Below are 25,642 nucleotides of genomic sequence, written 5' to 3' on the forward strand. Positions count from 1 at the left end.
ATCCGCCACGAAAAAGGCCGCGGCAAACACCGCGGCCTTTTTCGTGCAACACCCAGAGCGGATCAACCGCCGGCGCTGAACACCAGATGCCCGCCCTCGGCCTCGACGCGAATGGTGTCGCCGGGCGCGAAGGCGCCGCTGAGGATCTTCTGCGCCAGCGGGTTCTCCAGTTGCTGCTGGATCGCGCGCTTGAGCGGACGCGCGCCGTACACCGGATCGAAACCGACGTTGGCCAGCAGATCCAGCGCCTTGTCGCCGATGGACAGCTTGAGCTGACGCTCCTCCAGCCGCTTCTCCAGCTGCTGCAGCTGGATCTTGGCGATGGCGCGGATCTGCGCCTTCTCCAGCGGTCGGAACACCACGATCTCGTCCAGACGGTTGATGAACTCGGGCCGGAAATGCCCCTGCACCACGCCCATCACCGCGGCCTTCATCTTGGTGTATTCCTGCTCGCTGTCGCCGTCGTCCCCGCCTTCTTCGGACACGTCCTGGATCATCTGGCTGCCGAGGTTGGAGGTCATCACGATGACGGTGTTGCGGAAGTCCACCGTGCGGCCCTGGCCGTCGGTCAGGCGACCGTCGTCGAGCACCTGCAGCAGGATATTGAACACGTCCGGATGCGCCTTCTCCACCTCGTCCAGCAGAATCACGCTGTACGGACGCCGCCGCACGGCCTCGGTCAGGTAACCGCCTTCCTCATAGCCGACGTAGCCCGGCGGCGCGCCGATCAGGCGGGCCACGGAGTGCTTCTCCATGAACTCGCTCATGTCGATGCGGATCATCGCTTCCTGGGTGTCGAACAGGAAGCCGGCCAGCGCCTTGCACAGCTCGGTCTTGCCGACGCCGGTCGGGCCCAGGAACAGGAACGAACCGTACGGACGGTGGGGATCGGACAGGCCCGCGCGGGCGCGGCGGATGGCGTCGGACACGGCCTTCACGGCCTCGTCCTGACCGACCACGCGCTCGTGCAGCGCTTCCTCCATCTTCAGCAGCTTCTCGCGCTCGCCTTCCAGCATCTTCGACACCGGAATGCCGGTCCAGCGCGACACCACCTCGGCGATCTCCTCGTCGGTGACGCGGTCCTGCACCAGCTTGAAGTCCTGCTGTTCGGCGGCCTGCGCCGCGGCCAACTGCTTCTCCAGCGCCGGCAGCGTGCCGTACTGGATCTCGCTCATCTTGGTGTAGTCCTGATGGCGCTGCGCGGCTTCCAGTTCCAGGCGCGCGGCCTCGATCTGCTCCTTGACCTTGGTCGCGCCCTGCAGCGCGGCCTTTTCCGACTTCCAGATTTCGTTGAGATCGGAGAACTCGCGCTCCAGCTTGTCGATCTCGGTTTCCAGATCGGCCAGGCGCTGCTTGGACGCGTCGTCGGTTTCCTTCTTCAGCATCTCGCGCTGGATCTTCAGCTGCGTCAGGCGACGCTCCAGACGATCCAGTTCCTCCGGCTTGGAGTCGATCTCCATGCGGATGCGCGAGGCAGCTTCGTCCATCAGGTCGATGGCCTTGTCCGGCAGCTGGCGATCGGTGATGTAGCGGTTGGACAGCGTGGCCGCGGCAACGATGGCCGGGTCGGTGATCTCCACGCCGTGATGCACCGCGTAGCGCTCCTTCAGGCCGCGCAGGATGGCGATGGTGTCCTCCACCGTCGGTTCGCCCACGAACACCTTCTGGAAGCGGCGTTCCAGCGCGGCATCCTTCTCGATGTACTGGCGGTACTCGTCCAGCGTGGTGGCGCCGATGCAGTGCAGCTCGCCGCGCGCCAGCGCTGGCTTGAGCATGTTGCCGGCGTCCATCGCGCCGTCGGCCTTGCCGGCACCGACCATGGTATGCAGCTCGTCGATGAACAGGATGATCTGGCCTTCGTTCTTGGACAGGTCGTTGAGCACCGCCTTCAGGCGCTCCTCGAACTCGCCGCGGAACTTCGCGCCGGCGATCAGCGCGCCCATGTCCAGACTCAGCACGCGCTTGCCGCGCAGGCCCTCGGGCACTTCGTTCTTGATGATGCGCTGAGCCAGGCCCTCGACGATGGCGGTCTTGCCCACGCCGGGTTCGCCGATCAGCACCGGGTTGTTCTTGGTGCGCCGCTGCAGCACCTGCACCACGCGGCGAATCTCTTCGTCGCGCCCGATCACCGGATCCAGCTTGCCGGACTCGGCGCGCTCGGTGAGGTCGATGGTGTACTTCTGCAGCGCCTGGCGCTGGTCCTCGGCGTTCTCGCTGGCGACCTTCTCGCCGCCGCGGATCTTGTCGATGGCGGTCTCAATGCGCGACTTCTCCGCGCCGGCCGCCTTCAGCGCCTTGCCCAGCTCGCCGCCGCTCTCCAGCGCCGCCAGCACGAACAGCTCGCTGGCGATGAACTGATCGCCGCGCTGCTGCGCCAGCTTGTCAGTGAGGTTCAGCGCGCGGTTGAGCGCGTTGCCGACGTTGATGTCGCCGGCCTGTCCGCTGACCTGCGGCAGCCCGTTGAGCATCTCGCCCAGGCGCTCGCGCAGCAGCGGCACGTTGACGCCCGCCTGCGACAGCAGCGGCGCGGTCGAACCGCCCTGCTGGTCCAGCAAGGCCGTCATCACGTGCACGGGTTCGAGCATGTTGTGATCGCGTCCCACGGCCAGCGACTGGGCATCGGCCAGCGCCTGCTGGAAACGCGAGGTCAGTTTGTCCATGCGCATTTCGGGGTTCTCCTGCAAAGGGTTGGACGGCGGTGCCGTCGCTCTGCATTCCGAAATGCGGTCGCCCGGACGGGCTTCAAGTCGCGCTGCGCGTCCGGGTCCAGATCAGGCTGGCGAAGCGGCCGCTGGCCGCGCCGTCGCGGCGATAGGAGTACAGGCGTGCGTCGCCGAAGGTGTCGAAGCCGCCGCCGTGGATGCGCGTCACACCCAGCCGATGTAGACGTTGCCGCGCCAGCAGCGCGAGGTCGCACTGCCAATGTCCCGCGCGGGTCGACTGAAATGCGGCCTCGGCCTGCGCGTCGACCGCAAGGAACGCGTCGCGCACGGCCGCATCGATCTCGTAGTGCCGTGGACCGATGCACGGCCCCAGCCACGCCAGCAGATGCTCCGGTCGCACGGTCATCGACTGCACGGTGGCCTCGATCACGCCGGCCGCCAGACCGCGCCAACCCGCATGCGCGGCGCCGATCTCGCCGCCGTCGTCGCTGCACAGCAGCACCGGCAGGCAATCCGCGGTAAGGATGGCCAGCACCGTGCCCGGCACCCGCGACACCGCCGCATCGGCCTTCGGCTCTTCGCCGTCGGCCAGCGGCCCCAGTTCGGCCACGGTGGTGCCGTGGACCTGCCGCAGCCAGCGCGGCGCCGACGGCAACCCCAGCGCCTGCATCAGCGCGCGCCGATTGCTCAGCACCGCCTCGGCATCGTCGCCGCAACGCGTGCCCAGGTTGAAGCGGTCGTACGGCGGGGACGACAGACCGGGACCGATGCGGGTGCTCACCGCCGCGCGCACGCCGGCGGGCGCGGGCCAGTCGGGAAGAATCCAGGAATCGTGCATGCGGCGATGAGGCACCCGTGGAACGCAAGTGCCGAGGATACCGTCTCCGGTCGATCACCGGGGAGCGCGGCTCATGCCTGCGCGGCATCCTCGCGCAGCGCTTCGATCAGCAACTGCATGTCCCGCGGCGCATCGGCCTCGAACGCCAGTTCCTTACCGAGGATCGGATGCACGAAAACCAGCCGCTCGGCGTGCAGCGCCTGACGACGGAATGCGCGCAGCGTCTCGACCAGTCGTTCGCTGGCGCCCTTGGGCAGGTGCAGGTGACCGCCATACAGCGGATCGCCGACCAGCGGATGCTGCACATGCGCCATGTGCACGCGGATCTGATGCGTACGGCCGGTTTCCAGGTTGCACTGGATCAGGCTGTGCGCGCGAAAGCGCTCGCGCAGGCGGTAATGCGTCACCGCATGCTTGCCGTTGTCCTCGTTGCGCACCGCCTGGCGCAAGCGGTCGACCGAATGCCGTCCCAGCGGCGCGTCGACCGTGCCGCCGGCCACCAGCGCACCGCGCACCACCGCAGCGTACTGTCGCTGCACGTCGTGACGCGACAGCATGGCCACCAGGGCCGTATGCGCCGGCAGCGACTTGGCCACCACCATCAGTCCGGAAGTGTCCTTGTCGAGCCGGTGCACGATGCCCGCGCGCGGCAGCTCGACCAGACGCGGATCGTGGTGCAGCAGGGCATTCTGCAGGGTGCCGTCGGCGTTGCCCGCGCCAGGGTGGACGACCAGTCCGGCCGGCTTGTTCAGCACCAGCAGGTCGTCGTCCTCGTAGCGGATGTCCAGCGCGATGGCCTGCGGCGCCAGCGGCACCTCATCCTCCAGCACCGCCTCGATGGCGACCCACTCGCCGCCCTGCACGCGCTGTTTGGGCGCCATCGTCGCGCCGTCGACGGTCACGGCGCCATCGCGGATCCAGCTGCCCAGACGCGAGCGTGAATACTGCGGGAACATTGCCGCCAGCGCCTGGTCCAAACGCCGACCCGCCTCGTCCAGGGGGACCTGCGCGCGGTGCTCGACCGTGCTCATGCCCCATCCCCCGGCGATCGTCCGGTTTCCGCTATCATGGCCCTTCGCTCAAGCACCCGAATGTCCTCTATGCGCGTTATCAAGCAACTCAGCATTCTCGTCCTGGTTCTGTCCGTGGCGTCCTGCGCGATGTTCCGCAACAAGGCCGACATCAATACCATGCCGGTCGAACAGCTCTTCCAGAACGCCCACACTTCGCTGGAAAAAGGCGACTACGCCGCGGCGGAGAAGGCCTACGAACGGCTGATCGCACGCTTCCCGTCGGGCAAGTACAACGAGCAGTCGCAGGTGGAACTGGCCTACGCGCAGTACAAGGACAACAAGCCGGACGACGCCTACTCGACGATCAACCGGTTCATCAAGACCTTCCCGACGCACAAGCATATCGACTATGCCTACTACCTGCGCGGTCTGATCAACTTCAACCGCACCACCGGCATCGTCGAACGCTTCGTCGAGCAGGACCAGTCGCGTCGCGACCAGGGCTACCGCCTGCAGGCCTTCGACGACTTCAGCCAGCTGACCCGCCGCTTCCCGGGCAGCAAGTACGCCGCCGACGCGCGCCAGCGCATGATCTTTCTGCGCAACGGTCTGGCCCAGTTCGAGATCAACGTCGCCACGTTCTATCTCAAGCACAAGATGTACGTGGCCTCCGCGCACCGCGCCCAGTACGTGATCGAGCACTACCAGCGCGCGCCGGAGGCCGGCGACGCCCTGGCCATCCTGGCGCGCAGCTACAAGGGTCTGGGTCGCGACAAGCTGGCCGACCAGGCCGTCCAGGTCCTGAAGCTGAACTTCCCGAATCATCCGTACCTGAAGGACCCGAACTGGCCGCACTTCGCTTCCGTGTGGCGGCGCATGGTGCCCTTCGTCAATCACCACTGACGGATACGGATCACTTCCATCCCGAGGTGATCGGATAACGCCGCTCGCGACCGAACGCGCGCGGCGTTATTTTTGGTCCCGGCGCCGACTGCCGGCGCTTGAATTCGTTGCGCAGCACCAGCGTCGCGACACGTTCCACGGTCTCGGCGTCGAAGCCCGCAGCCACGATGTCCGCGCGCGACTGCTCGCGTTCGACGAAGCGTTCCAGAATCGCATCCAGCTCGTCATAGGCCGGCAGGGAATCCTGATCGGTCTGATCGGCGCGCAGTTCGGCCGACGGCGGACGTTCGATCACCGCCTCGGGAATGGTCACGCCCGCGCGATTGCGCCAGCGCGCCAGGCGATAGACCTGGGTCTTGTAGACATCCTTGATGGGCGCGTAGGCGCCGCACATGTCGCCGTACAGCGTGGAATACCCGACCGCCATCTCGCTCTTGTTGCCCGTCGCCAGCAGCAGACGGCCGTGCTTGTTGGACAGCGCCATCAGCATGGCGCCGCGGATGCGCGCCTGCAGATTTTCTTCGGTCAGATCCGCCGGCTTGCCGTGGAATGCCGGTTCCAGCGCCCCGGTCATGGCCTCGAAGCTCGACTCGATCGGCACGATCTCGTAGTTCACGCCCAGCGTCTCGGCCTGCGCGCGCGCGCCGTCCAGCGACAGCTGCGAGGTGTAGCGCGAGGGCAGCATCACCGCCTGCACGCGATCCGCGCCCAGCGCGTCGACCGCGAGCGCCAGCGTCAGCGCTGAATCGATGCCGCCCGACAACCCCAGCAGCACGCCGGGGAAGCCGTTCTTGGTCACGTAATCGCGGATGCCGCAGACCAGACCGTCGTACAGCACCTGCTCGGCATCATCGGCGACTTCGGGCCACGCCTCCGCCGTGAAGCGACCGCTCGCGGCATCGAAGCTTGCATGCAAAAGATGTTCGCGGAAGGCCGGCGCGCGTGCGGCCACGCGGCCGTCGGCGTCGATCAGCAGCGACGCGCCGTCGAAGATCACATCGTCCTGCCCGCCGACCACGTTGACGTAGGCGATGCCCACGCCGTGCCGCTTGGCCTGTCGCTGCAGCACCGTCAGGCGCTCGGCCTGCTTGCCGGTGTCGTAGGGCGAGGCGTTGGGCACCACCAGCAGTTGCGCGCCGGCCGCGCAGGCGGCGTCGACCGGCGCGTCGATCCACACGTCTTCGCAGATCAGCAGACCGACGCGCACGCCGGCGATCTCGACCACGTGCGGGTCGGTGCCGGGCGTGAAATAGCGCTTCTCGTCGAACACGCCGTAGTTGGGCAGCGCATGCTTGGCGTAGCGCGTGTGCTCGCGGCCGTCGCGCAGCAGGCTCACGGCGTTGAGCAGCGGACGCTGGAAGGCGTGCTCGTCGGCGGTGTGCGCCACGGCACGGGCCTCGGCGGGATGGCCGAGCAGCACGTCGATGCCGGACGTCTCGCCCGCCACGCGCGCCACGGCCGCGTCGCAGGCGGCGATGAAGCTGGGGCGCCGCAGCAGGTCGTCCGGCGGATAACCGCTGACGGTCAGCTCGGGGAAGACCACCAGATCGGCGCCGCCGGCGCGCGCGCGCTGCGCCAGATCGATCGCCCGCGCGGCGTTGGCGTCGACCGCGCCGACGGCGAAGTCATGCTGCGCCAGGGCGAACCGCAAAACTGCCATGCTTGGTTCCTTTGTCTCGATACGCGAAGGCCGCGGACATGCCGCGGCCTTCGACTTCATCCGTAGGCCGGACGATGAGCCTACTTCATGCGCTCGGCCAGCGCCTTGCCCAGATCGGCCGGCGACTTGACCGTGGTCACGCCCGCCTTCTCCAGCGCGGCGAACTTGGCCTCGGCCGTGCCCTTGCCGCCGGAGATGATGGCGCCGGCGTGGCCCATGCGCTTGCCCGGAGGCGCGGACGCACCGGCGATGAACGACACCACCGGCTTGGTCACGTACTCGGCGATGAACTCCGCCGCGTCTTCCTCGGCGCTGCCGCCGATCTCGCCGACCATGATGATGCCCTGGGTCTGCGGATCGTCCTGGAACAGCTTCAGGCAGTCGATGAAGTTCATGCCCTGGATCGGATCGCCGCCGATGCCGATGCAGGTCGACTGGCCCAGGCCTTCGTTAGTGGTCTGGAACACGGCTTCATAGGTCAGCGTGCCCGAACGCGACACGATGCCGACGTTGCCCGGCGTGTGGATGTGGCCCGGCATGATGCCGATCTTGCACTCGCCCGGGGTGATGATGCCGGGGCAGTTGGGGCCGATCAGCACGGTCTCCGGATGCGCGTCCAGCACGTTGCGCACGCGCAGCATGTCCAGCACCGGGATGCCTTCGGTGATGGCGACGATGACTTCGATGCCGGCGTCGATGGCTTCCAGGATCGAGTCGGCCGCGAACGGCGGCGGCACGAAGATCACGGAGGCGTTGGCGCCGGTGTCTTCGACGGCTTCGCTGACGCTGTTGAAGACCGGACGATCCAGATGCGTTTCGCCACCCTTGCCCGGCGTGACGCCGCCGACGATCTGGGTGCCGTAGTCGATCGCCTGCTCGGCGTGGAAGGTGCCCTGCTGGCCGGTGAAGCCCTGCACGATCACCTTGGTGTTCTTGTTGACAAGTACGCTCATGCCTTGATGCTCCTCACTTCGCCGCGGCGACGGCTTTCTGCGCCGCGTCGTTGAGATCGTCGGCCGGCGTGATCGCCAGGCCGGAGTTGGCCAGCAGCTCGCGGCCCTTCTCGACGTTGGTGCCCTGCAGGCGCACGATCACGGGGATCTGAAGGCCCACTTCCTTGACCGCGGCGATGATGCCCTCGGCGATCAGGTCGCAGCGCACGATGCCGCCGAAAATGTTGACCAGGATGGCCTTGACCTTGTCCGAGGACAGGATCAGCTTGAAGGCCTCGGTCACGCGCTCCTTGGTGGCGCCGCCGCCGACGTCGAGGAAGTTGGCCGGCTCGCCGCCCGCCAGCTTGATCACGTCCATGGTGGCCATCGCCAGACCCGCGCCGTTGACCATGCAGCCGATGGTGCCGTCCATGGTCACGTAGTTCAGGTTGTGCTCGACCGCGGCCGCTTCGGCCTGGTCTTCCTGGGTCAGGTCGCGCATGGCGGCCAGATCCTTGTGGCGGAACTCGGCGTTGTCGTCGGAGTTCACCTTGCCGTCCAGCGCGGCCAGGCTGCCGTCCTCGAGCACCGCCAGCGGGTTCAGCTCGACCAGCGACAGGTCCTTCTCGTTGAACAGCTTGTACAGGCCCAGCATGATGCCGGTCAGCTGACGCACCTGCTTGGCGTTCAGATCCATCGCGAAACCGATCTGGCGGCACTGGTACGGCTGCAGATCCTCGACGTAGTCGATGGCGATGGTGTGGATGTCTTCGGGCGTGTCCTTGGCGACCTGCTCGATGTCCACGCCGCCGTGCTTGGAGGCGATGAAGGAGATCGACTTGGTGTCGCGGTCGACTAGGATCGACAGGTACAGCTCGCGCGCGATGTCGGTCGCGTCGGTGACCAGCACCAGATTCACCGGCAGCGCGCGGCCGCCCGACTGGTAGGTGGCCATATTGGTGCCGAGCATGCCTGCCGCGGCGGCCTTGACCTCGTCCAGGCTCTTGCAGAACTTGACGCCGCCGGCCTTGCCGCGACCGCCCGCGTGGATCTGCGCCTTGACCATCCACTGGCTGCCGCCCAGGGCCTTGGCGGCCTCCACGGCAGCGTCGGCCGAATCGGCCACCTTGCCCGGCGGCACGGTGATCCCGTACTGCGCGAACAGCTCTTTTGCCTGATACTCGTGAAAGTTCATTCGATACCTCGAACGTACGTGGAACGCGCAGTCGGGGAGCGGGCGCAGGAAGCGCGGGCACGGCGACGGCGATGGATGCACGGCGGCGGGATATGGACGAGGCGTCCCCAGCGAATCCGCACGCGACAGCCCGCTATTGTCCTAGAACCGCCGCCCGATGGAAAGGGGCGCTTGCGCCGTCATGCCCCCGGACACACGCGGAAACGCCCGGCGCGGCTATACTTCCGGCAACTTCGGACCGCTCTCCGACGGCATCCACGCGACCGACTCACGCCACGGGAATCCTATGTCCAGCGCCAGCATGGCCCGCCGCGAACTCTACTTCCTCAACTGGTTCCGATTCGCACAGGCCGTGGTCTACGGCGTGCTGGCCTACGGCACGCTGAGCAACAAGTGGCTCAATCCCGATCGCCCCGCATTGGCCCAGGCCGTGGCGATCGCGGCCATGATCTATGCCGTCATCGCCCTGCTGCGCACCCGCGCCTGGCTGAGCCGTCCCGCGCTGTACACCGCGATCGCGATCACCCTGGACATCGTCATCGCGATCGCCGCGGTGATGGCCATGCACAACGCGCGCATCGGCATCGCCATGATGCTGATGGTCAACCTGGCCGGCGCCGCGCTGGTGCTGCCGATGCGCCTGGCGCTGTTCTTCGCCGCGCTGGCGGCGCTGGGCCTGCTCGGCCAGGTCTTCCTGACGCCCAAGTTCAACGGCTTCGACGGCGAACTGCTGGAAAGCGCGCTGTTCGGCATCGTCTACATGGCCGCCGCCGGCATGTGCAACATCCTCGGCCGACAGATGCGCGCGTCCGAGGAGCTGGCACAGCGGCGCGGCCTCGACCTGGCCAATCTGGCCCAGGTCAACGAACTCATCATCCGTCGCATGAAGACCGGCGTGCTGCTGGTTGACGACGGCAACCAGGTGCACCAGTTCAACGAATCGGCCTGGATGCTGCTGGGCAGCCCGCCGATGAGCCAGCGCGACCTCGGCACGCTGGCGCCGGAGCTGTCGCGTCGCCTGTTCCACTGGCGGCACTACGGCAAGCTCGACGAAACCGCCATCGCGCTGGCCGAGGGCGTACCCGAGATCGTGCCGCGCTTCACCCGGCTGGCCGCCAACGACGACTCCAACATCCTGATCTTCCTCGACGACACCTCGCTGGTATCGCGCCGTGCCGAGGAACTCACGCTGGCCTCGCTGGGACGCCTGTCCGCCTCCATCGCGCACGAGATCCGCAACCCGCTGGCGGCGATCCGCTACTCGGCCCAGCTGCTGGCCGAATCGGAAGACCTGGTCGACGCCGACCAGCGCATGGTCGAGATCATCAACAATCACTGCAGCCGGCTCAACGAGATCATCGAGAACATCCTGCAGCTCTCGCGACGCGAGCGCTCGCGACCGGAGACGCTCGACCTCAACGCCTGGGCGCTGGATTCGTCGACGAATACAGCGAAAGCAACGACCTCGGCAGCGATTCGCTGCGCGCCATCGTGCAATCCAATGCGGTCGAAGCGGTGATCGACCCGCAGCATCTGCAGCAAGTGATCTGGAACCTCGTGCAGAACGCCCTGCGCTACGGCCGCATGCCCGGCGAGCCGGCGCGCGTGATGCTGATCTCGCGCGCGGCCAGCGACGCCGGTCCGCCGCTGCTCGAAGTCGTCGACCGCGGTCCGGGCATCCCGACCAAGGTCGCCGCGCAGATCTTCGAGCCGTTCTACACCACGCACGAATACGGCACCGGCCTGGGCCTGTACCTGTGCAAGCAGATGTGCGACGCCAATCAGGCGGAACTGGAATACGTGCCGGTGGCCGGCGGCGGCAGTTGCTTCCGCATCACCCTGGCGCCCCCCGCGCAGGCACCGGCGCAGAGCGACGCCTGATCCGGATCGTCAGGTCGCGCGCACCACCAGCGTGGTCGGCAGCATTTCCGACTCGGCCGGCTGACCTTCCACCAGCGCCAGCACCTTGCGCGCCAGCAGCATGCCGCCCTCCTGCCAGTTCTGCCGCACCGAACTGAGCGGCGGCAGGAAGCTCGCGCCCAGCGGCGAATCGTCGTAACCGACCACCGACACGTCGCTGGGCACCTGATGCCCCAGCTCGACCAGCGCGCGGATCGCGCCCATCGCCAGCAAGTCGCTGCAGGCGAAGATGCTGTCGAAACGCGCCTTGCGCCGCGACAGCGAATGCACCGCATCGACGCCGGACGACAGCGTGAACTCGTCGCGCCGCATCAGCAGCGGCTTGACGTTGTGCCGCGCCAACTCGTCGACGAAGCCGTGCAGACGCTCGGCGATCTCGGGGTGATCCGGGTTGCCGATGAACACCGGGTGGCGCCGACCGATGGACACGAAGCGCTCGGCCACGGAAATGCCGCCGTGGCGGTTGTCGCTGCCCACCACCACATGGCTGTCGCCGACCGACTTCGCGCCCCACACCACCATTGGCAGGCCCAGCTTGTCGTACAGCCGCACGGCATCCTGGCGCACGCCCTGACCCAGCAGGATCACGCCATCGGCCGCCTGCACCGCCGCCGCGCTCGACCCTTGCCGCGTGGTCAGCAGCACGCTGTAGCCGGCCGAAGTCAGTTCCTGCGAGATGCCGCCGAGCAGGGTCAGCGGATACGGATCCCACATGGTGCGGTCGCTGCTGGGCTTCATCTCGACGATGACCGCGATGGTGTGGCTACGCCGCAAACGCAGATTGCGCGCGCTGACATTGAGCTTGTAACCGTGTTCTCGCGCCAGCTCCTGCACCCGCGTGCGCGTGCGGATGTTGACCAGCGGACTGTCGGCGAGCGCGCGCGACACGGTGATCTTCGACACCCCGGCCAGATCGGCGAGATCGGCCATGGTCAGGCCGGGACGCGGTGCGCTGGGCTGCTTTTTCTTCGGTTTCGTCAACGGTCTACCCCGGATGCCCGGTCCACGGCCGGACGGCCTCCGAACCAGTATGTCCACTCATACCGCCGCCGTCCATGCCTTCCGGCACATGCGCTCGGGACATTTCACGGCCGCTCCGGCAAACAATGATATCGATAACTTGATATCGATATCATTCGGACGTATCCTCGCCGACCATCACGGACCGGGGGCGGCCGACGCGGCACGCAGCCACCCCGAACCGACGACTCATCGAACCGGGGAGCACATCGCAGCATGCACGAGGCAACGACGACTGACGCCCACGATGCCAGGACCGACGCACAGGCATCGATCGACCCATGGCGCTTCGTCCGACGTCGCACCGCGCGTGCGGGTTTCGCCCAGGATGAGAGTCTTTTCGCACTCGCCAACGGTCACCTGGGCGTCCGCGCCGGCCTGGAGGAAGACCGCAGCCCGAGCCACGGCAGCTTCCTCAGCGGTATCTGGGAACGCACCCCGATCGAGTACCACGAGCGCTTCCCCGGCTTCGCCCGCACCACCGACACGCGCCTGCCCATCGCCGACGGCATCGGCATCGCACTGCAGCTCGATGGCAAACCGCTGGATCTGGACCAGGGCGAATGGCTGGATTTCGAGCGCTGCCTCGACCTTCGCCACGGCCGCTACCAGCGCCGCCTGCGCTGGCGCTCGCCGCAGGGGGCGACGCTGGAAATCGAGTCCGAACGCCTGATCCCGCTCGACCGCAAGGCCGTGCTGGCGATCCGCTACCGCGTGCGTTCGATCGACGCCGACGGCGAACTCAGCCTGCACTCGCAGTTGAAGAGCGCCGGCCACGCCGCCGCGCAGGGCGACGATCCGCGCATCGGCACGCGCGTGCAGGGCGGTCTGCGCGTCACCGGTCGCGGCGTGCACGGCGAAGCCGCCTGGCTGACCCAGCGGACCACGCACAGCGACGTTCGTCTCGCCTGCGCGCAACGCCAGCGCACTTCGGCCTCGGCCGGCGCGCATGCGCAGACGGAGGAGAGCGTCACCCAGACCTTCACCCAGCAACTGGCGCCCGGACAGACGGTGACGCTGGAAAAATACGTCGCCTACGCCTGGACGCCGCCGGGCGACGCCGTCGAAGCCGGCGTGCTGGCCGACCGCGCCCTGGCCGAACTCGATGCCGCCGCTGCGCAAGGCTACGACGCGCTCGCCGAGCGCCAGTCCGCACTGCTGCAGCGCTTCTGGGACAGCGCCGATCTCGCCATCGACGGCGACCCGGCGACCGAGCAGGCGCTGCGCCTGAATCTGTTCCACGTCTTCCAATCGACCTGCCGCGACGGCGACGCCAGCGCCGCGGCCAAGGGCCTGACCGGCGAAGGCTACGAAGGCCACTACTTCTGGGACGCCGAGGTCTTCATGCTGCCGGCCATGCTGGCGACCGATCCGGCACTCGCGCGCAGCATGCTCGAATACCGCTACCGCGTGCTGGAGCCGGCGCGCCGCCACGCCCGCGAGATGAATCACGCCCGCGGCGCGCTGTTCGCCTGGCGCACCATCAGCGGCGACGAATGCTCGGCCTACTTCCCCAGCGGCTCGGCGCAGTACCACATCAACGCGGCGGTGGCGTGGGCGATCCGCGCCTACGTCGAAGCCAGCGGCGACGAGCATTTCCTGCTCGCCAAGGGCGCCGAGATCCTGTTTGAGACCGCACGCGTGTGGCGCGATGTCGGTCACTTCGATCCGCGCCGCAACGGCGCCTTCTGCATCGCCGCGATCACCGGTCCGGACGAATACACCGCACTGGTCGACAACAACCACTACACCAACCGCATGGCGCAGCGGCATCTGCGCTACGCCGCCGACGTCGCCGCCTGGCTCGCCGAACGCCACCCCGAAGCGCATGCGGCGCTGGCCGCGCGCATCGACCTGCGCGACGACGAGGCCACCCAGTGGCGACAGGCCGCGGACGCCATGTACCTCCCGGTCGATCCCGCCACCGGCGTGTTCCCGCAGGACGATACCTTCCTCGATAAACCGCGCCTGCCGCGCGACGACGCGGACGACGGCGAAAAGCGCCCGCTGTTGCTGCGCATGCACCCGCTCACCCTGTACCGCCACCAGGTCTGCAAGCAGGCCGACGTGGTGCTGGCGCTGGTGCTGGCCGGCGAACAGGTCGACCGTGTCGCCAAGCGTCGCAACCTCGAATACTACGAAGCCGTCACCGTGCACGACTCGACGCTATCGGCCTCGACCTTCAGCGTGCTGGCCGCCGACGTCGGCGACGTCGAGAAAGCCTACCGCTACTTCCTCGACACGCTGCGCGTCGATCTGGACGACTCGCACGGCAACGCCGCGCACGGCGTGCACCTGGCGGCCATGGCCGGCAGCTGGCAGGCACTGGCCTGGGGTTTCGGCGGCCTGCGCCTGCACGCCGACCATCCAGTGCTGGCGCCGACGCTGCCCGCCGCGTGGCGCGGCTACCGCTTCGGCCTGCGTTGGCGCGACGCGCATCTGCGCGTGACCGTCGATGCCGACGGCGCGCACTACACCCTGACCGAAGGCGCGCGCCTGACCATCGAGCACGACGGCGAGCGCCTGGAACTGCAGACCGGCCAGACGCTGACGCGTCCGCTGCGCACCGCGCAGGCCTCGCCGTTTCCGCGCCGCTTCGAGGCCGTGGTGTTCGACCTCGACGGCGTCATCGCCGACACCGCCGGCGTGCACGAAGCCGCCTGGCGCCGCCTTGCCGCCGAGATCGACGCACCGCTGGCCGACGACATCGGCGAGCGCCTCAAGGGCGTGGACCGTCGCGCCTCGCTGGACATCGTGCTGGAACAGGCCACGCGCCGCTTCGACGAAGCCGAGCGCGACGCGCTGGCCGCGCGCAAGAACAGCTACTACCGCGAACGCATCGAGCAGTTCGGCCCGCAGGACCTGCTGCCCGGCGCGCGCGAAGCGGTCGCCTCGGTGCGCGCCGCCGGCCTCAAGACCGCGCTGGCCTCGGCCAGCCGCAACGCGCCGCTGCTGCTGGAACGCCTCGGCATCGCCGAGCTGTTCGACTACGTCGTCGACGCCAACGGCATCCGCCACTCCAAGCCCGACCCGGAAATCTTTCTCGCCGCGGCCGCCGGGCTGGGCGTCGAACCCTCCGCCTGTCTCGGCGTGGAGGACGCCGCCGCGGGCATCGCCAGCATCCACGCCGCCGGCATGTGCGCCGTGGGCATCGGCTCGCACGAAGCACTCGGCGCGGCCGAGGCCGTGCTGCCGGACATCGCCGCATTCGACCTGGGAGCTTTTGCGACGCCCTAGCGAAGCGTCGTCCGAACCGGATTCGCACCACCAACAACCACAGCAAACAACAGAACGTATTGGGGAGGTAGCACCATGCAACGCCAAACTCGCTTGACCCGACTGACGCTGACGGCGGCCATCGTCGCCGCACTGGTGGCGTCGCCCGCCTTCGCGGCCGACGGCAGCCCGGCCGGCCAGAACGCGGCCGGCACCGCCACCACGCAGAAGAAGGCGCAGGACGCCAACGCCAAGACCACGCAGACCCTCGACCAGGTCGTGGTCACCGGCGCGGCCACTTACGCCGGCGTCAAGAAGATCGATGCCAGCTTCTCCATCACCACCGCCAACCAGACCGAGATCAAGAAGGCCAACCCGTCCAGTTCGGCCGACCTGCTGAAGATCGTGCCCGGCATCTGGGCCGAATCCAGCGGCGGCCAGACCGGCGCCAACATCGAGCTGGCCGGCTTCCCCGGCGGCGGCGACGCCCCGTTCGTGACCTTCGCGCTGGACGGCTCGCCGGTGTATCCGACGCCGACGCTGTCGTTCATGGCCAACGGCTCGCTGTTCCGCATCGACGACACCATCGAGCGCGTGGAAGTGCTGCAGGGCGGTCCGGCCACGGTCTACGGCAACGGCCAGATCGGCGCCACCGCCAACTTCATCCTGCGCCAGGGCACGGCCAAGCCGAGCGGTGACATCGGCGTGACCTACGGTTCGGAAGGTCTGTACCGCCTCGACGGTTTCTATGGCGGCAAGCTGTCGGACAACTGGTTCTTCAGCGTCGGCGGCTTCTACCGCACCTCCGACGGCGTGCGCTCGCCGCAGTTCCCCGCCGACGAGGGCGGCCAGCTGACCGCCACGCTGTCGCGCGATTTCGACAACGGCGACATCATGTTCTACGCGCGTTCGCTGAACGACAAGAACCTGTTCATCACCGACGTGCCGGTGCGCGTCAGCGCCGACGGCAAGAGCGTGTCGCAGTTCCAGAACTTCGACCCGCTGACCGGCACCTTCGCCGGCAACGAGCTGCGCTCGGCCAACTTCCAGGTCTCGCCCGGCAACCCGCCCGGCTCCATCAACGCCGATCTGGCCAAGGGTCGCGGCAGCGACATCCACATGTTCGGCTCCAACCTGAACATGTACTTCGACAACGGCTGGACGCTGAGCAACAAGTTCCACGTCACCGCCGGCCACATGCCGACCAACGCGCTGTTCAACAACTTCTCGCCGGAATCGTTCAGTCAGTACATCGACGGCGAAGTCGCCAATGCCAACGGCAACCCGGACATCGTCACCGCCGCCGGCGGCATGGCCACCACCGGCACCGGCACCTACGTCAACGGCGGCGGCACGGTCGACCCGAACCAGGCCGTGGCCTCGCTGGGCTTCTGGGTGGTCGACAAGAAGATCCGCTCGTTCTCCGACGAATTCCGCCTCAGCGCGCAGCTGTCGGACAACAACACCCTGACCATGGGCACCTACCTGGCCAGCTACTCGTCCGACGACCACTGGTATCTGGGCAACAACATGCTGGTCACGGCCGAGAACAACGCGCGTCTGATCGACGCCACGCTCGACAACGGCGTGCAGCTGTCGCGCAACGGCGTCATCAGCGGTCCGTTCTATGCCCTGACCGAGAACTGGACCGGCCGCAACATCGCCGGCTACATCTCCGACCAGATCACGCTCGGCGCCTGGACCCTGGACGCCGGCTGGCGCGTCGAGCACCAGAAGGCCGACGGCACGGTGTCCAACGACACCAGCATGGACCTCGACGGCAATCCGCTGACGGCCTACAACAACAACACCGCCGTGGAGAACGGCTCGTTCACCCCGATCAGCTACTCGCACACGCACGGCTCGTGGACCGTCGGCGCGAACTACGAGATCACGCCGAACATGAGCGTGTACGGCCGCGTCAACGAAGGCGTGCACTTCCCCGGCTTCGACGACCTGCGCAGCGGCCAGGCCAACGTGCAGCGGATCAAGAACTTCGAGGCCGGCTTCAAGTTCCAGAACCGCCAGTTCTACACCAGCCTGACCGCGTTCCGCCGCATCTTCGACGGCGTGCCATTCCAGCAGTTCACCGCCAACGGCGACAACGTCACCAGCATCTACGGCGCCAGCTCGCACGGCCTGAACTTCACCGCCCGCTACAGCCCGACGCGCAACCTGTCGTTCGACCTGACCGGCAACTGGCAGGACAGCGTGTACACGCACTACTACTCGGCCGCGGTCGGCTCCTCGCCGGGCTTCGACTACAACGGCAACGTGCTGCAGCGCCAGCCGCGCCTGCAGTTCCGCTTCACGCCGGACTACGACATGCCGACCAGCTGGGGCGACCTGAACATGTTCGTGACCTACACCCATGTCGGCTTCCGCTACTCCGATATCGGCAACACCCAGCCGCTGCCGTCGTACTACACGCTCGGCGCCGGCGTGGTCGCCAACGTCGGCCAGCACCTGCAGTTCCGTCTGCAGGGCAGCAACCTGACCAACCAGATCGGCCTGACCGAGGGCAACGCCCGCGTCACCGATTCGGGCGTCAGCAACGGCCTGGAAATGGTGCGTCCGATCTTCGGTCGCGAAGTGTTCCTGCAGGCCAAGTACAAGCTCTGATCGCGGGTCTCCCCCGCACTTTCCCCGGACGCGTCCCCGAACGCGTCCGGGGCTTCCTCTTCAGGTGGCCGCGGCCGCCTGCCCTCTCCCGCGGCACGCCACGGACGACGTGCACGCCAGCCGGAGTCTTCATGCGACCTCGTTTCACCGCACGCCTGCTGTCGAGCCTGCTGGCGCTGACCTGCGCCTGCGCCTCGGCGTCGGCCGCCACGCCGGACAGCTTCCTGCTGACCGCCACGTCGCACGACTTCGGCCACTACTTCCCGACCTATCTGGCCAACGGCTACTTCTCGACCATGAGCACGCCGCGCGGCACCGGCCCGGCGCGCGCCTACATGGCCGCGTTCATGGACTACACCCGGGATGACATCTCGCGCCCGGCCGCCATTCCCGGCTGGAGCGAGGTCGACTACAACCCGGGCGGTGGCTGGCTCAACGCCGTGCGTCTGGATGCCACGCACTTCGCCGACTACGCGCAGACGCTGAACATGCGCGACGGCACGCTGCGCACGCGCTACCGCTTCGACTACGCGCACCGCGCCACCGACGTGCGCGTGACCACCTTCGTCAGCCAGGCCGACAAGCACCTCGCGGCGACGCGCTTCACGATCACCCCGCAATTCAACGGCACCGTACAACTGCGCTTCCCGCTGCGGCTGTGGTCGCAGCACGCGCCACGTTTCGCCATCGGCAAGCTGGATTACCAGCAACTGACCGACGCCGTGATCGCCAGCGGCCAGAACCTCGGCAACAAGCCGGTACCCACCGCCGACCGCGCGCCGATCTGGTATCCCGGCTACACGCGCATGCTCGATGCGCGCGGCGACACGAAAGCGCGCACGCTGCGCGTGGACGGCCGGGCCGTGCAGGGCCTGCGCATGGCAATGGCGGCGGCGCTGGACCTGCCCGACGGACTTGCGCTGCGCTCGCTGAAGCTGCACCAGGGACCGCATCGCCTGTCGCTGGACCTGACGGCCGAGGTCGAAGCCGGCCACACCTACACCTTCGTCAAATACGTGGCCGCCTCGCGGCAAGACTGGGGCGGCGACGCACAGGCCGACCGGGCCCTGGCGCAGGCCGCGCGCGCACGCGGCCTCGACGCACTGCTGGCCGAGCATCGCGCCGCCTGGCACCGGCTGTGGCAAAGCGACATCGTCATCGATGGCGATCCGCGCGCGCAGAAGGCCGTGCATTCGGACCTCTACTACCTGCTGTCCAACACCACCACCGACACCGCCTGGCCGATGGGCGCGTGCGCGCTGACGCCGAACTACGCCGGCCACGCCTTCTGGGACAGCGACTCGTGGGTGTTCCCGGCCCTGCTCCTGCTGCATCCCGAGCGCGCCAAGCCCATCGTCATGTTCCGCCACCGCACGCTGCCGCAGGCGCTCGATCGCGCCAGGCAATTCGGCGTGAAGGGCGCGATGTATCCGTGGGAAGCCGACCCGCAGACCGGCATCGACAACACGCCCCACTTCGCCCACGAGGCCTGGCGCGAAATCCACGTCAACGCCGACGTTGCCATCGCCCAGTGGCAGTACTACCTCGCCACCGGCGACCGCGCCTGGCTGAAACACACCGGCTGGCCGGTGATCCGCGACGTGGCCCGTTTCTGGGCCAGCCGCGTGACCTGGAACAAGGCCGCGAAGCGCTTCGAGATCCTGCACGTCACCTCGCCCGACGAGGCCTATGACGACGTGCCCAACGACAGCTTCACCAACGCCGCCGCACGCAAGGCGCTGCGCATCGCCGTGCGCGCTGCGAAGCTTGTCGGCGCGAAGCCCGATCCGCGCTGGACGACGATTGCCGACGCGATGTACGTGCCGTTCGACGCGCGCGCGCAGCGTCACTACGACTTCGACCCGTCCGCACCGCACGACAAGATCACCTGGATGGGTTCGTCGCTGGCCTGGCTGATGTATCCCAATCTGGACTTGCCGATGACGCCGGCGGTGCGCCGCAACGACCTGACCTGGCAGCTCGAACAACTGAAGACGCACGGCGACGATCCCAACGAAATGATGATGGTGATGCTGGCCGTGGCCGAGGCCGAACTAGGCGACGCCCCGCGCACCGGCTACTGGATCGATCACAACCTGCACGGCTTCCTGAAGCCGCCGTTCAACGTGCGCACCGAGACCCGCGCCAACAACGCCGGCTACATCCTGGCAACCTCGGCCGGCTTCGTGCAGAGCCTGGTCTACGGACTCAGCGGCCTGCGTCTGGAGCACGGCGGATTGCGCGCCGCCTATCCGCCGGTGCTGCCGCCGTCGTGGACGTCCATGACGCTGCGCAACGTCGACTATCGCGGTCAGCGCTACGACATCGTCGTCGACCGCGATGCCTCGGGACACGTGCGCCTGCGCGGCCTGCCGCCGAGCGTCGTCCACGCCGCGACCGGGGCGCAACCATGATGTGCGCTGCGCGCCGCCTCCCGACATACTGCGCCGGTACGCCGGTGTTCCCCTTCCTTTCCGACGACCGGTAGCGCCGATGCCCACCACGACCTCGACTTCGTCCCGATACCTCATCTTCCTGTCCATCGGACTGAGCTACATGGTCTACGCCGTGCTGCTCAACAGCGTCGGCACGGTGATCGCGCAGTCCATCGCCAGCTTCGCCATCAGCAAGGAAACCGGCAGCGTGCTGGAGGCGTTCAAGGACCTGTCCATCGCCACGGTGTCCTTCGTCACCGCCTCGTACCTGCCCAAGCTGGGCTATCGGCGCGCGATGATCCTGGGCCACGTGCTGGTGGCCGGCGCCTGCGTGGCGATGGCGATGCATCCGGTGTTCGGCATGACCGAGGTCACCTTCGCGATCATCGGCAGCACCTTTGCCCTGATCAAGGTCGCGGTGTATTCGTCCATCGGCCTGCTGACGCCCGACCGCCAGCGCCACGCCAGCATGATGAACATCCTCGAAGGCCTGTTCATGGCCGGCATGCTCAGCGGCTACTGGCTGTTCGGCGCCTTCATCGACGATGCCGATCCCGGCAACCTAGTGTGGGTCAACGTGTACTGGGTGCTGGCCGCGATCAGCTTGGCGGTGGCGGTGCTGCTGGCGTTCTCGCGCATGGACGAATCGGCCGCGCACGGCGACGAAGCCGGCCGCCCTGCGGCGTTCATGGACATGCTGCGCCTGCTGGTCAAGCGCATGATCTACACCTTCATCGCGCTGATCTTCCTGTACGAGCTGATCGAACAGGGCGTGGGCACGTGGCTGCCCACCTTCAACCGCGAGATCCTGCAACTGCCGGCGGCGATGAGCGTGCAGGCGGCCAGCATCTACGCCGGCTCGCTGGCGATCGGCCGTCTCAGCGCCGGCCTGCTGCTGCGGCGCATCCACTGGTTCACGCTGATCACAATCTGCCTGGTGGGCATGGCCGCGCTGGTCATCCTGACCCTGCCGCTGGCCGCGCACGTGCCGCATAACCCGGACGTGAACTGGTTCAACGCGCCGCTGGTGACCTACGCCTTCCCGCTGATCGGTCTGCTGATGGCGCCGATCTATCCGGTGGTCAATTCGGTGATGCTGAGCGCCCTGCCCAAGGACCGCCACGCGGCGATGACTGGTCTGATCGTGGTGTTCTCCGCGCTCGGCGGCACGCTGGGCTCGTTCATCACCGGCACCGTATTCCGCCTGTTCAGCGGCCAGACCGCGTTCTACCTGACGCTGGTGCCGATGGTGCTGATCCTGGGCTGTCTGGTGGTGTTCCGCCGCGAAACGCGGCTGGTGCCGGCTCAGGCCTGACGGAGACGCTCGCCATGCGCATGCACACCCTCGCCGCCTTCGCCGCGTTCGCGTTCGCCGCCGCCAGCGCCAGCGCTACCCCGCCATCGTCCGCACCGCAGGCCGATGCCGTGAAGCTGCAGACGAGCACCGTGCCGTATTCCAGCTTCGCCTCGCCCGCCTCGCGCGCGGTGTTCCGACGCATGCTCGAACAGGGTCGGCACGCGCCGCCGCTGGACGGACCGATCCAGGCTAGCCGCGCCTACTACGCCAAGATCAACCGCGCCCGCGCACAGGACATGCGCCAGCGCTGGTCGGTGCGCATCGAGCGCACGAAGCTGGGCGGCGTGCCGGTGCAGATCGTGACCCCGGCCCAAGGCGTCGCGCCGGTGCAGCGCCACCGCGTGCTGGTCAACCTGCACGGCGGCGCGTTCCTGTGGGGCGCGCAGTACGGCGGCCTGGTGGAGTCGATTCCGCTGGCCGGCGTGGGCGGCTTCCGCGTCGTCAGCGTGGACTACCGGCAGGGACCGGAACACGTGTTCCCCGCCGCCAGCAAGGACGTCGAGGCGGTGTACCGTGCGCTCCTGAAACGCTACAAGGCCGCCGACATCGGCATCTACGGCTGCTCGGCCGGCGGCGTCCTCACCGCCGAAGCCACCGCGCGCATCCTCGTGCACAAGCTGCCCGCGCCCGGCGCCATCGGCACCTATTGCGGCTCGCTGACCGACCTCGGCGGCGACTCGGCCTACCTGGCGCCGATGCTCAGCGGCGGGGACCCGGTGACGCATCCGCTGAAGCTGATCGACCTGCCCTACTTCCGCGGCGCACAGGCCGACGACCCGCTGGCGTTCCCGGCCGACGACCCGAAGCTGATCGCCCGCTTCCCGCCCACCTTGCTGATCACCGGCACTCGCGACTTCACCATGAGCTCGATGGTCTACAGCGCCAACCTGCTCGAACGCGAAGGCGTGGACGCCGAGCTGCACATCTGGAACGGCATGTGGCACGCCTTCTTCTCCGATGCCGACATGCCCGAATCGCAGCAGGCCTACGCCGTCATGGTGCGCTTCTTCAATCGCCATCTGGGCCATTGACCGCAGTCAAATCGGGCGGCGAAACGCCTTTGCCGCCGTTGAACACTGCGGGTATGCTTCTATCCGCCCCTTTTCCACGCAGATGCCATGAGCAAACAGAGCGTCCTGGTCGTCGACGACGAACGCGACATCCGTGAACTGCTGACCATCACCCTCGGCCGCATGGATCTCGAGGTCGACGCCGCCAGCAACGTCGCCGAAGCACGGCAACTGCTGGGCGAGAACGCCTATGACCTTTGCTTCACCGACATGCGTCTGCCGGACGGCTCCGGTCAGGACCTGATCGAGCTGATCGCCGAGGAACATCCGGACATGCCGGTGGCGATGATCACCGCCTACGGCAACGTCGACGCCGCGGTGAACGCGCTCAAGGCCGGTGCCTTCGATTTCGTCTCCAAGCCGGTCGACATCAAGGTGCTGCGCAACCTGGTGCAGACCGCGCTGCGCCTGTCCGAGGAGCGCCGCAACAGCGAGGAATCGGAAAGCACGCCCATCGGCAGCCGCCTGATCGGTTCGTCCACAGCGATGCAACAGGTACGCACCACCATCGGCAAGCTGGCGCGCAGTCAGGCGCCGGTCTACATCAGCGGCGAGTCCGGCACCGGCAAGGAACTGGCCGCACGCCTGATCCACGAGCAGGGCCCGCGTGCCGGCGCGCCGTTCGTGCCGGTCAATTGCGGCGCCATTCCGTCCGAGCTGATGGAAAGCGAGTTCTTCGGTCACAAGAAAGGCAGCTTCACCGGCGCGCACGCCGACAAGGAAGGCCTGTTCCAGACCGCCCACGGCGGCACGCTGTTCCTCGACGAGGTCGCCGAACTGCCGCTGCACATGCAGGTCAAGCTGCTGCGCGTGATCCAGGAGAAAGCCGTGCGCCCGATCGGCGGCCGCGGCGAGGTCAGCGTGGACGTGCGCATTCTCTCGGCCACGCACAAAAATCTGGCCGAACTGGTCGAGCATGGCCATTTCCGCCAGGACCTGTTCTACCGCATCAACGTGATCGAACTGCAGATTCCGCCGCTGCGCGACCGCGGTGACGACGTGCGCGAACTGGCCGATGTGATCCTCGAACGCCTGTCGCGCGAGAACGGCGAGTCGCGCGTGTCGCTGAGCGACGAGGCCTATGCCGCCCTGCGCAGCTACACCTTCCCCGGCAACGTGCGCGAACTGGAGAACATTCTCGAACGCGCCCTGGCCATGTGCGAAGGCGACACCGTGCAGCCGGACGATCTGATGCTGCCCGACCACGCGCCGCGCACCCAGAGCGCGCCCGGCGCACCGGCCGCCGCGAGCACGAGTGCCGAAGCCGCGCCGCCGCCGCACAACAGCGACCAGCCGCTGGACGACTACATCTCCAACCTGGAGCGCGAGGCGATCATGAAGGCGCTGGAGGAAACGCGCTACAACAAGACCGCCGCGGCGCGGAAGCTGGGCATCACCTTCCGCGCGCTGCGCTACAAGCTGAAGAAGCTCGACATCGACTGAGACCGCTGGCCTCGCCTACACCGTCACGCCGTCGAGCCGCTCGCGGGCCGCGTCCGTGACCGGCGCGAACAGGTTGACCAGGTTGCCGTCCGGATCGCGTACCAGCAGCGAGCGGTTGCCCCACGGCATCGTCTTCGGTTTCTGCACGACGTCGCGCAAGGTGTCGTGCAAGCGCTCGAAGGCGGCATCGACGTCCTCGACGCGGAACTCGAGGATCGCCGAGCGGTTGTCGGCGGCGCGCGCTGCATCTTCATCGTCGAATAGCGCCAGCGTCCGCGTGCTGCCGATGGCCAGCGTGCAGGACGGCATCCTCAGCTCCGCAAAGTCTTCGGTGTACCACGTGGGCGAGACGCCGGTGACGTGCGCGTAGAAATCCACCAGACACGTGATGTCGTCGGTGATCAGGCGAATCGAGACAAAGTCCATGCGTTGCTCCTCGGTGAGTGGACGCACGCGGCACCCGTGCCGCATCGCGTGCCGCAGAAGCTAGTCGCCCCCCACTGACAGCGTGGTGTCAGCAGACGCATCCATGCGTGCGAACTGCGCGGCGTCCGGACACGAAAAAGCCCGCGTCGCCGCGGGCTTTTTCATCGCATGACGTCGCAACGACGACGGGATCAGAACGGCACGTCGTCGTCGACGAAATCGCCACCGCCGCCCTGCGCAGGCGCGCCACCACCGCCGTACTGCTGCGACGGTGCGGGACGACCACCACCGCCGCCGCCACCCGAGCGCTGCTGAGGCGCGTTGCGGTAACCGCCGCTACCGCCGCCAGCACCGCCGCCGCCCATCTCGCTGCCGCCGCCGAGCATCTGCATCTCGTTGGCGATGATCTCGGTCGAGTAGCGCTCGATGCCGTCCTTGCCGGTGTACTTGTCGGTGCGCAGCGAACCCTCGATGTAGACCTGACGGCCCTTGCGCAGGTACTCGCCGGCGATCTCGGCCAGACGACCGAACATCTTCACGCGGTGCCACTCGGTGCGTTCCTGCTTCTGGCCGGATTGCTTGTCGGTCCACTGTTCGCTGGTGGCCACGCTCAGCGAGGTGATCGGCGTGCCGCTGGCGGTATAGCGCGTCTCCGGGTCCGCGCCGAGATTGCCGACCACGATGACCTTGTTGACTCCTCTGCTCGCCATATTCTTTCGCCTTTTATCTGGATAATCGGTGTTCTTGCAGGGCTTCGTCCCGGCAACCCGCGGCTGTTCGCGATTGCCGCAGAGTACGCCTGCGACCCGTCCATAGTACCGGGCTGCGGCCGGGCTTGGATACCGTCACGAGGCCGTATTCCGCTTCGTGAACGCCGCAGCCGGACCTGCAATGTGTGCCATGCGGCGCGTAGTCGCAAGCCCCGGGGC

Annotated in this window: 18 protein-coding genes; 9 read left to right on the forward strand and 9 right to left on the reverse strand. The window is 67.6% G+C overall.

Annotation, left to right across the window (positions count from 1 at the left end; translation table 11 throughout):
- Window positions 1-62: 62 nt before the first annotated feature.
- The 3 genes from clpB to rluD form a co-directional block, all read right to left on the reverse strand.
- On the reverse strand, window positions 63-2,666 hold the full coding sequence (gene clpB, locus LF63_RS12260) for an ATP-dependent chaperone ClpB (RefSeq protein ID WP_052395048.1): 2,604 nt from the start codon (window positions 2,664-2,666) through the stop codon (window positions 63-65).
- Window positions 2,667-2,742: 76 nt separating this feature from the next.
- Complete coding sequence (gene pgeF / locus LF63_RS12265) at window positions 2,743-3,501, reverse strand: peptidoglycan editing factor PgeF (protein WP_043102191.1); 759 nt, start codon at window positions 3,499-3,501, stop codon at window positions 2,743-2,745.
- A 71-nt stretch (window positions 3,502-3,572) separates the two neighbouring features.
- Window positions 3,573-4,532, reverse strand: a complete 960-nt coding sequence (rluD, locus tag LF63_RS12270; RefSeq protein WP_043102193.1) for a 23S rRNA pseudouridine(1911/1915/1917) synthase RluD — start codon at window positions 4,530-4,532, stop codon at window positions 3,573-3,575.
- 69 nt (window positions 4,533-4,601) lie between these two features.
- On the opposite strand from rluD, the gene LF63_RS12275 reads away from it, so the two are divergent.
- Complete coding sequence (locus tag LF63_RS12275) at window positions 4,602-5,417, forward strand: outer membrane protein assembly factor BamD (protein WP_052395050.1); 816 nt, start codon at window positions 4,602-4,604, stop codon at window positions 5,415-5,417.
- Window positions 5,418-5,427: 10 nt separating this feature from the next.
- Here the strand turns inward: LF63_RS12275 and LF63_RS12280 are convergent, their stop codons facing one another.
- The 3 genes from LF63_RS12280 to sucC all read right to left on the reverse strand — a co-directional run bounded on the left by LF63_RS12280 (window position 5,428) and on the right by sucC (window position 9,252).
- Window positions 5,428-7,077, reverse strand: a complete 1,650-nt coding sequence (locus LF63_RS12280) for an NAD+ synthase (protein WP_043102198.1) — start codon at window positions 7,075-7,077, stop codon at window positions 5,428-5,430.
- A gap of 80 nt (window positions 7,078-7,157) precedes the next feature.
- Window positions 7,158-8,030, reverse strand: coding sequence for a succinate--CoA ligase subunit alpha (gene sucD / locus LF63_RS12285; RefSeq protein ID WP_043102199.1), 873 nt, complete (start codon window positions 8,028-8,030; stop codon window positions 7,158-7,160).
- A gap of 13 nt (window positions 8,031-8,043) precedes the next feature.
- Entirely contained in the window at window positions 8,044-9,252 is a 1,209-nt protein-coding gene (gene sucC / locus LF63_RS12290) for an ADP-forming succinate--CoA ligase subunit beta (protein ID WP_268746056.1), read from the reverse strand.
- Between the two features lie 238 nt (window positions 9,253-9,490).
- On the opposite strand from sucC, the gene LF63_RS12295 reads away from it, so the two are divergent.
- Both LF63_RS12295 and LF63_RS16415 read left to right on the forward strand, forming a co-directional pair.
- Window positions 9,491-10,723: a histidine kinase dimerization/phospho-acceptor domain-containing protein gene (locus tag LF63_RS12295; RefSeq protein ID WP_338047261.1), complete on the forward strand. Its 1,233-nt coding sequence runs from the start codon at window positions 9,491-9,493 to the stop codon at window positions 10,721-10,723.
- Window positions 10,696-11,085: a sensor histidine kinase gene (locus LF63_RS16415; RefSeq protein WP_338047262.1), complete on the forward strand. Its 390-nt coding sequence runs from the start codon at window positions 10,696-10,698 to the stop codon at window positions 11,083-11,085. The genes LF63_RS12295 and LF63_RS16415 overlap by 28 nt, the downstream gene beginning before the upstream one ends.
- Window positions 11,086-11,094: 9 nt before the next feature.
- On the opposite strand, the gene LF63_RS12300 is transcribed toward LF63_RS16415, so the two are convergent.
- On the reverse strand, window positions 11,095-12,105 hold the full coding sequence (locus LF63_RS12300) for a LacI family DNA-binding transcriptional regulator (protein ID WP_425477050.1): 1,011 nt from the start codon (window positions 12,103-12,105) through the stop codon (window positions 11,095-11,097).
- A 255-nt stretch (window positions 12,106-12,360) separates the two neighbouring features.
- Between LF63_RS12300 and pgmB the strand changes: the two genes are divergently transcribed.
- From pgmB to LF63_RS12330, 6 genes are all read left to right on the forward strand, one after another.
- Complete coding sequence (pgmB, locus tag LF63_RS12305; RefSeq protein ID WP_043102204.1) at window positions 12,361-15,381, forward strand: beta-phosphoglucomutase; 3,021 nt, start codon at window positions 12,361-12,363, stop codon at window positions 15,379-15,381.
- A gap of 75 nt (window positions 15,382-15,456) precedes the next feature.
- Window positions 15,457-17,982: a TonB-dependent receptor gene (locus LF63_RS12310; RefSeq protein WP_043102206.1), complete on the forward strand. Its 2,526-nt coding sequence runs from the start codon at window positions 15,457-15,459 to the stop codon at window positions 17,980-17,982.
- 131 nt (window positions 17,983-18,113) lie between these two features.
- Window positions 18,114-20,396 carry a glycosyl hydrolase family 95 catalytic domain-containing protein gene (locus LF63_RS12315; RefSeq protein WP_052395054.1) on the forward strand — a complete coding sequence of 761 codons (2,283 nt, stop codon included), beginning with the start codon at window positions 18,114-18,116 and terminating at the stop codon, window positions 20,394-20,396.
- A 79-nt stretch (window positions 20,397-20,475) separates the two neighbouring features.
- Window positions 20,476-21,732 (forward strand): MFS transporter, encoded by a 1,257-nt coding sequence (locus tag LF63_RS12320; RefSeq protein ID WP_052395056.1) that lies wholly within the window; start codon window positions 20,476-20,478, stop codon window positions 21,730-21,732.
- A 14-nt stretch (window positions 21,733-21,746) separates the two neighbouring features.
- Window positions 21,747-22,805 (forward strand): alpha/beta hydrolase, encoded by a 1,059-nt coding sequence (locus tag LF63_RS12325; RefSeq protein WP_043102208.1) that lies wholly within the window; start codon window positions 21,747-21,749, stop codon window positions 22,803-22,805.
- Between the two features lie 87 nt (window positions 22,806-22,892).
- Window positions 22,893-24,287 carry a sigma-54-dependent transcriptional regulator gene (locus LF63_RS12330; protein ID WP_043102211.1) on the forward strand — a complete coding sequence of 465 codons (1,395 nt, stop codon included), beginning with the start codon at window positions 22,893-22,895 and terminating at the stop codon, window positions 24,285-24,287.
- A gap of 15 nt (window positions 24,288-24,302) precedes the next feature.
- On the opposite strand, the gene LF63_RS12335 is transcribed toward LF63_RS12330, so the two are convergent.
- A complete protein-coding gene (locus LF63_RS12335; RefSeq protein ID WP_043102213.1) occupies window positions 24,303-24,713 on the reverse strand; it encodes a VOC family protein in 411 nt (136 codons plus the stop codon).
- A gap of 191 nt (window positions 24,714-24,904) precedes the next feature.
- Window positions 24,905-25,423 carry a single-stranded DNA-binding protein gene (ssb, locus tag LF63_RS12340; protein ID WP_043102217.1) on the reverse strand — a complete coding sequence of 173 codons (519 nt, stop codon included), beginning with the start codon at window positions 25,421-25,423 and terminating at the stop codon, window positions 24,905-24,907.
- Window positions 25,424-25,642: the final 219 nt, after the last annotated feature.

It is taken from the genome of Oleiagrimonas soli, assembly GCF_000761445.1.
In the GTDB taxonomy this organism is placed as follows: Bacteria; Pseudomonadota; Gammaproteobacteria; order Xanthomonadales; family Rhodanobacteraceae; genus Oleiagrimonas; species Oleiagrimonas soli.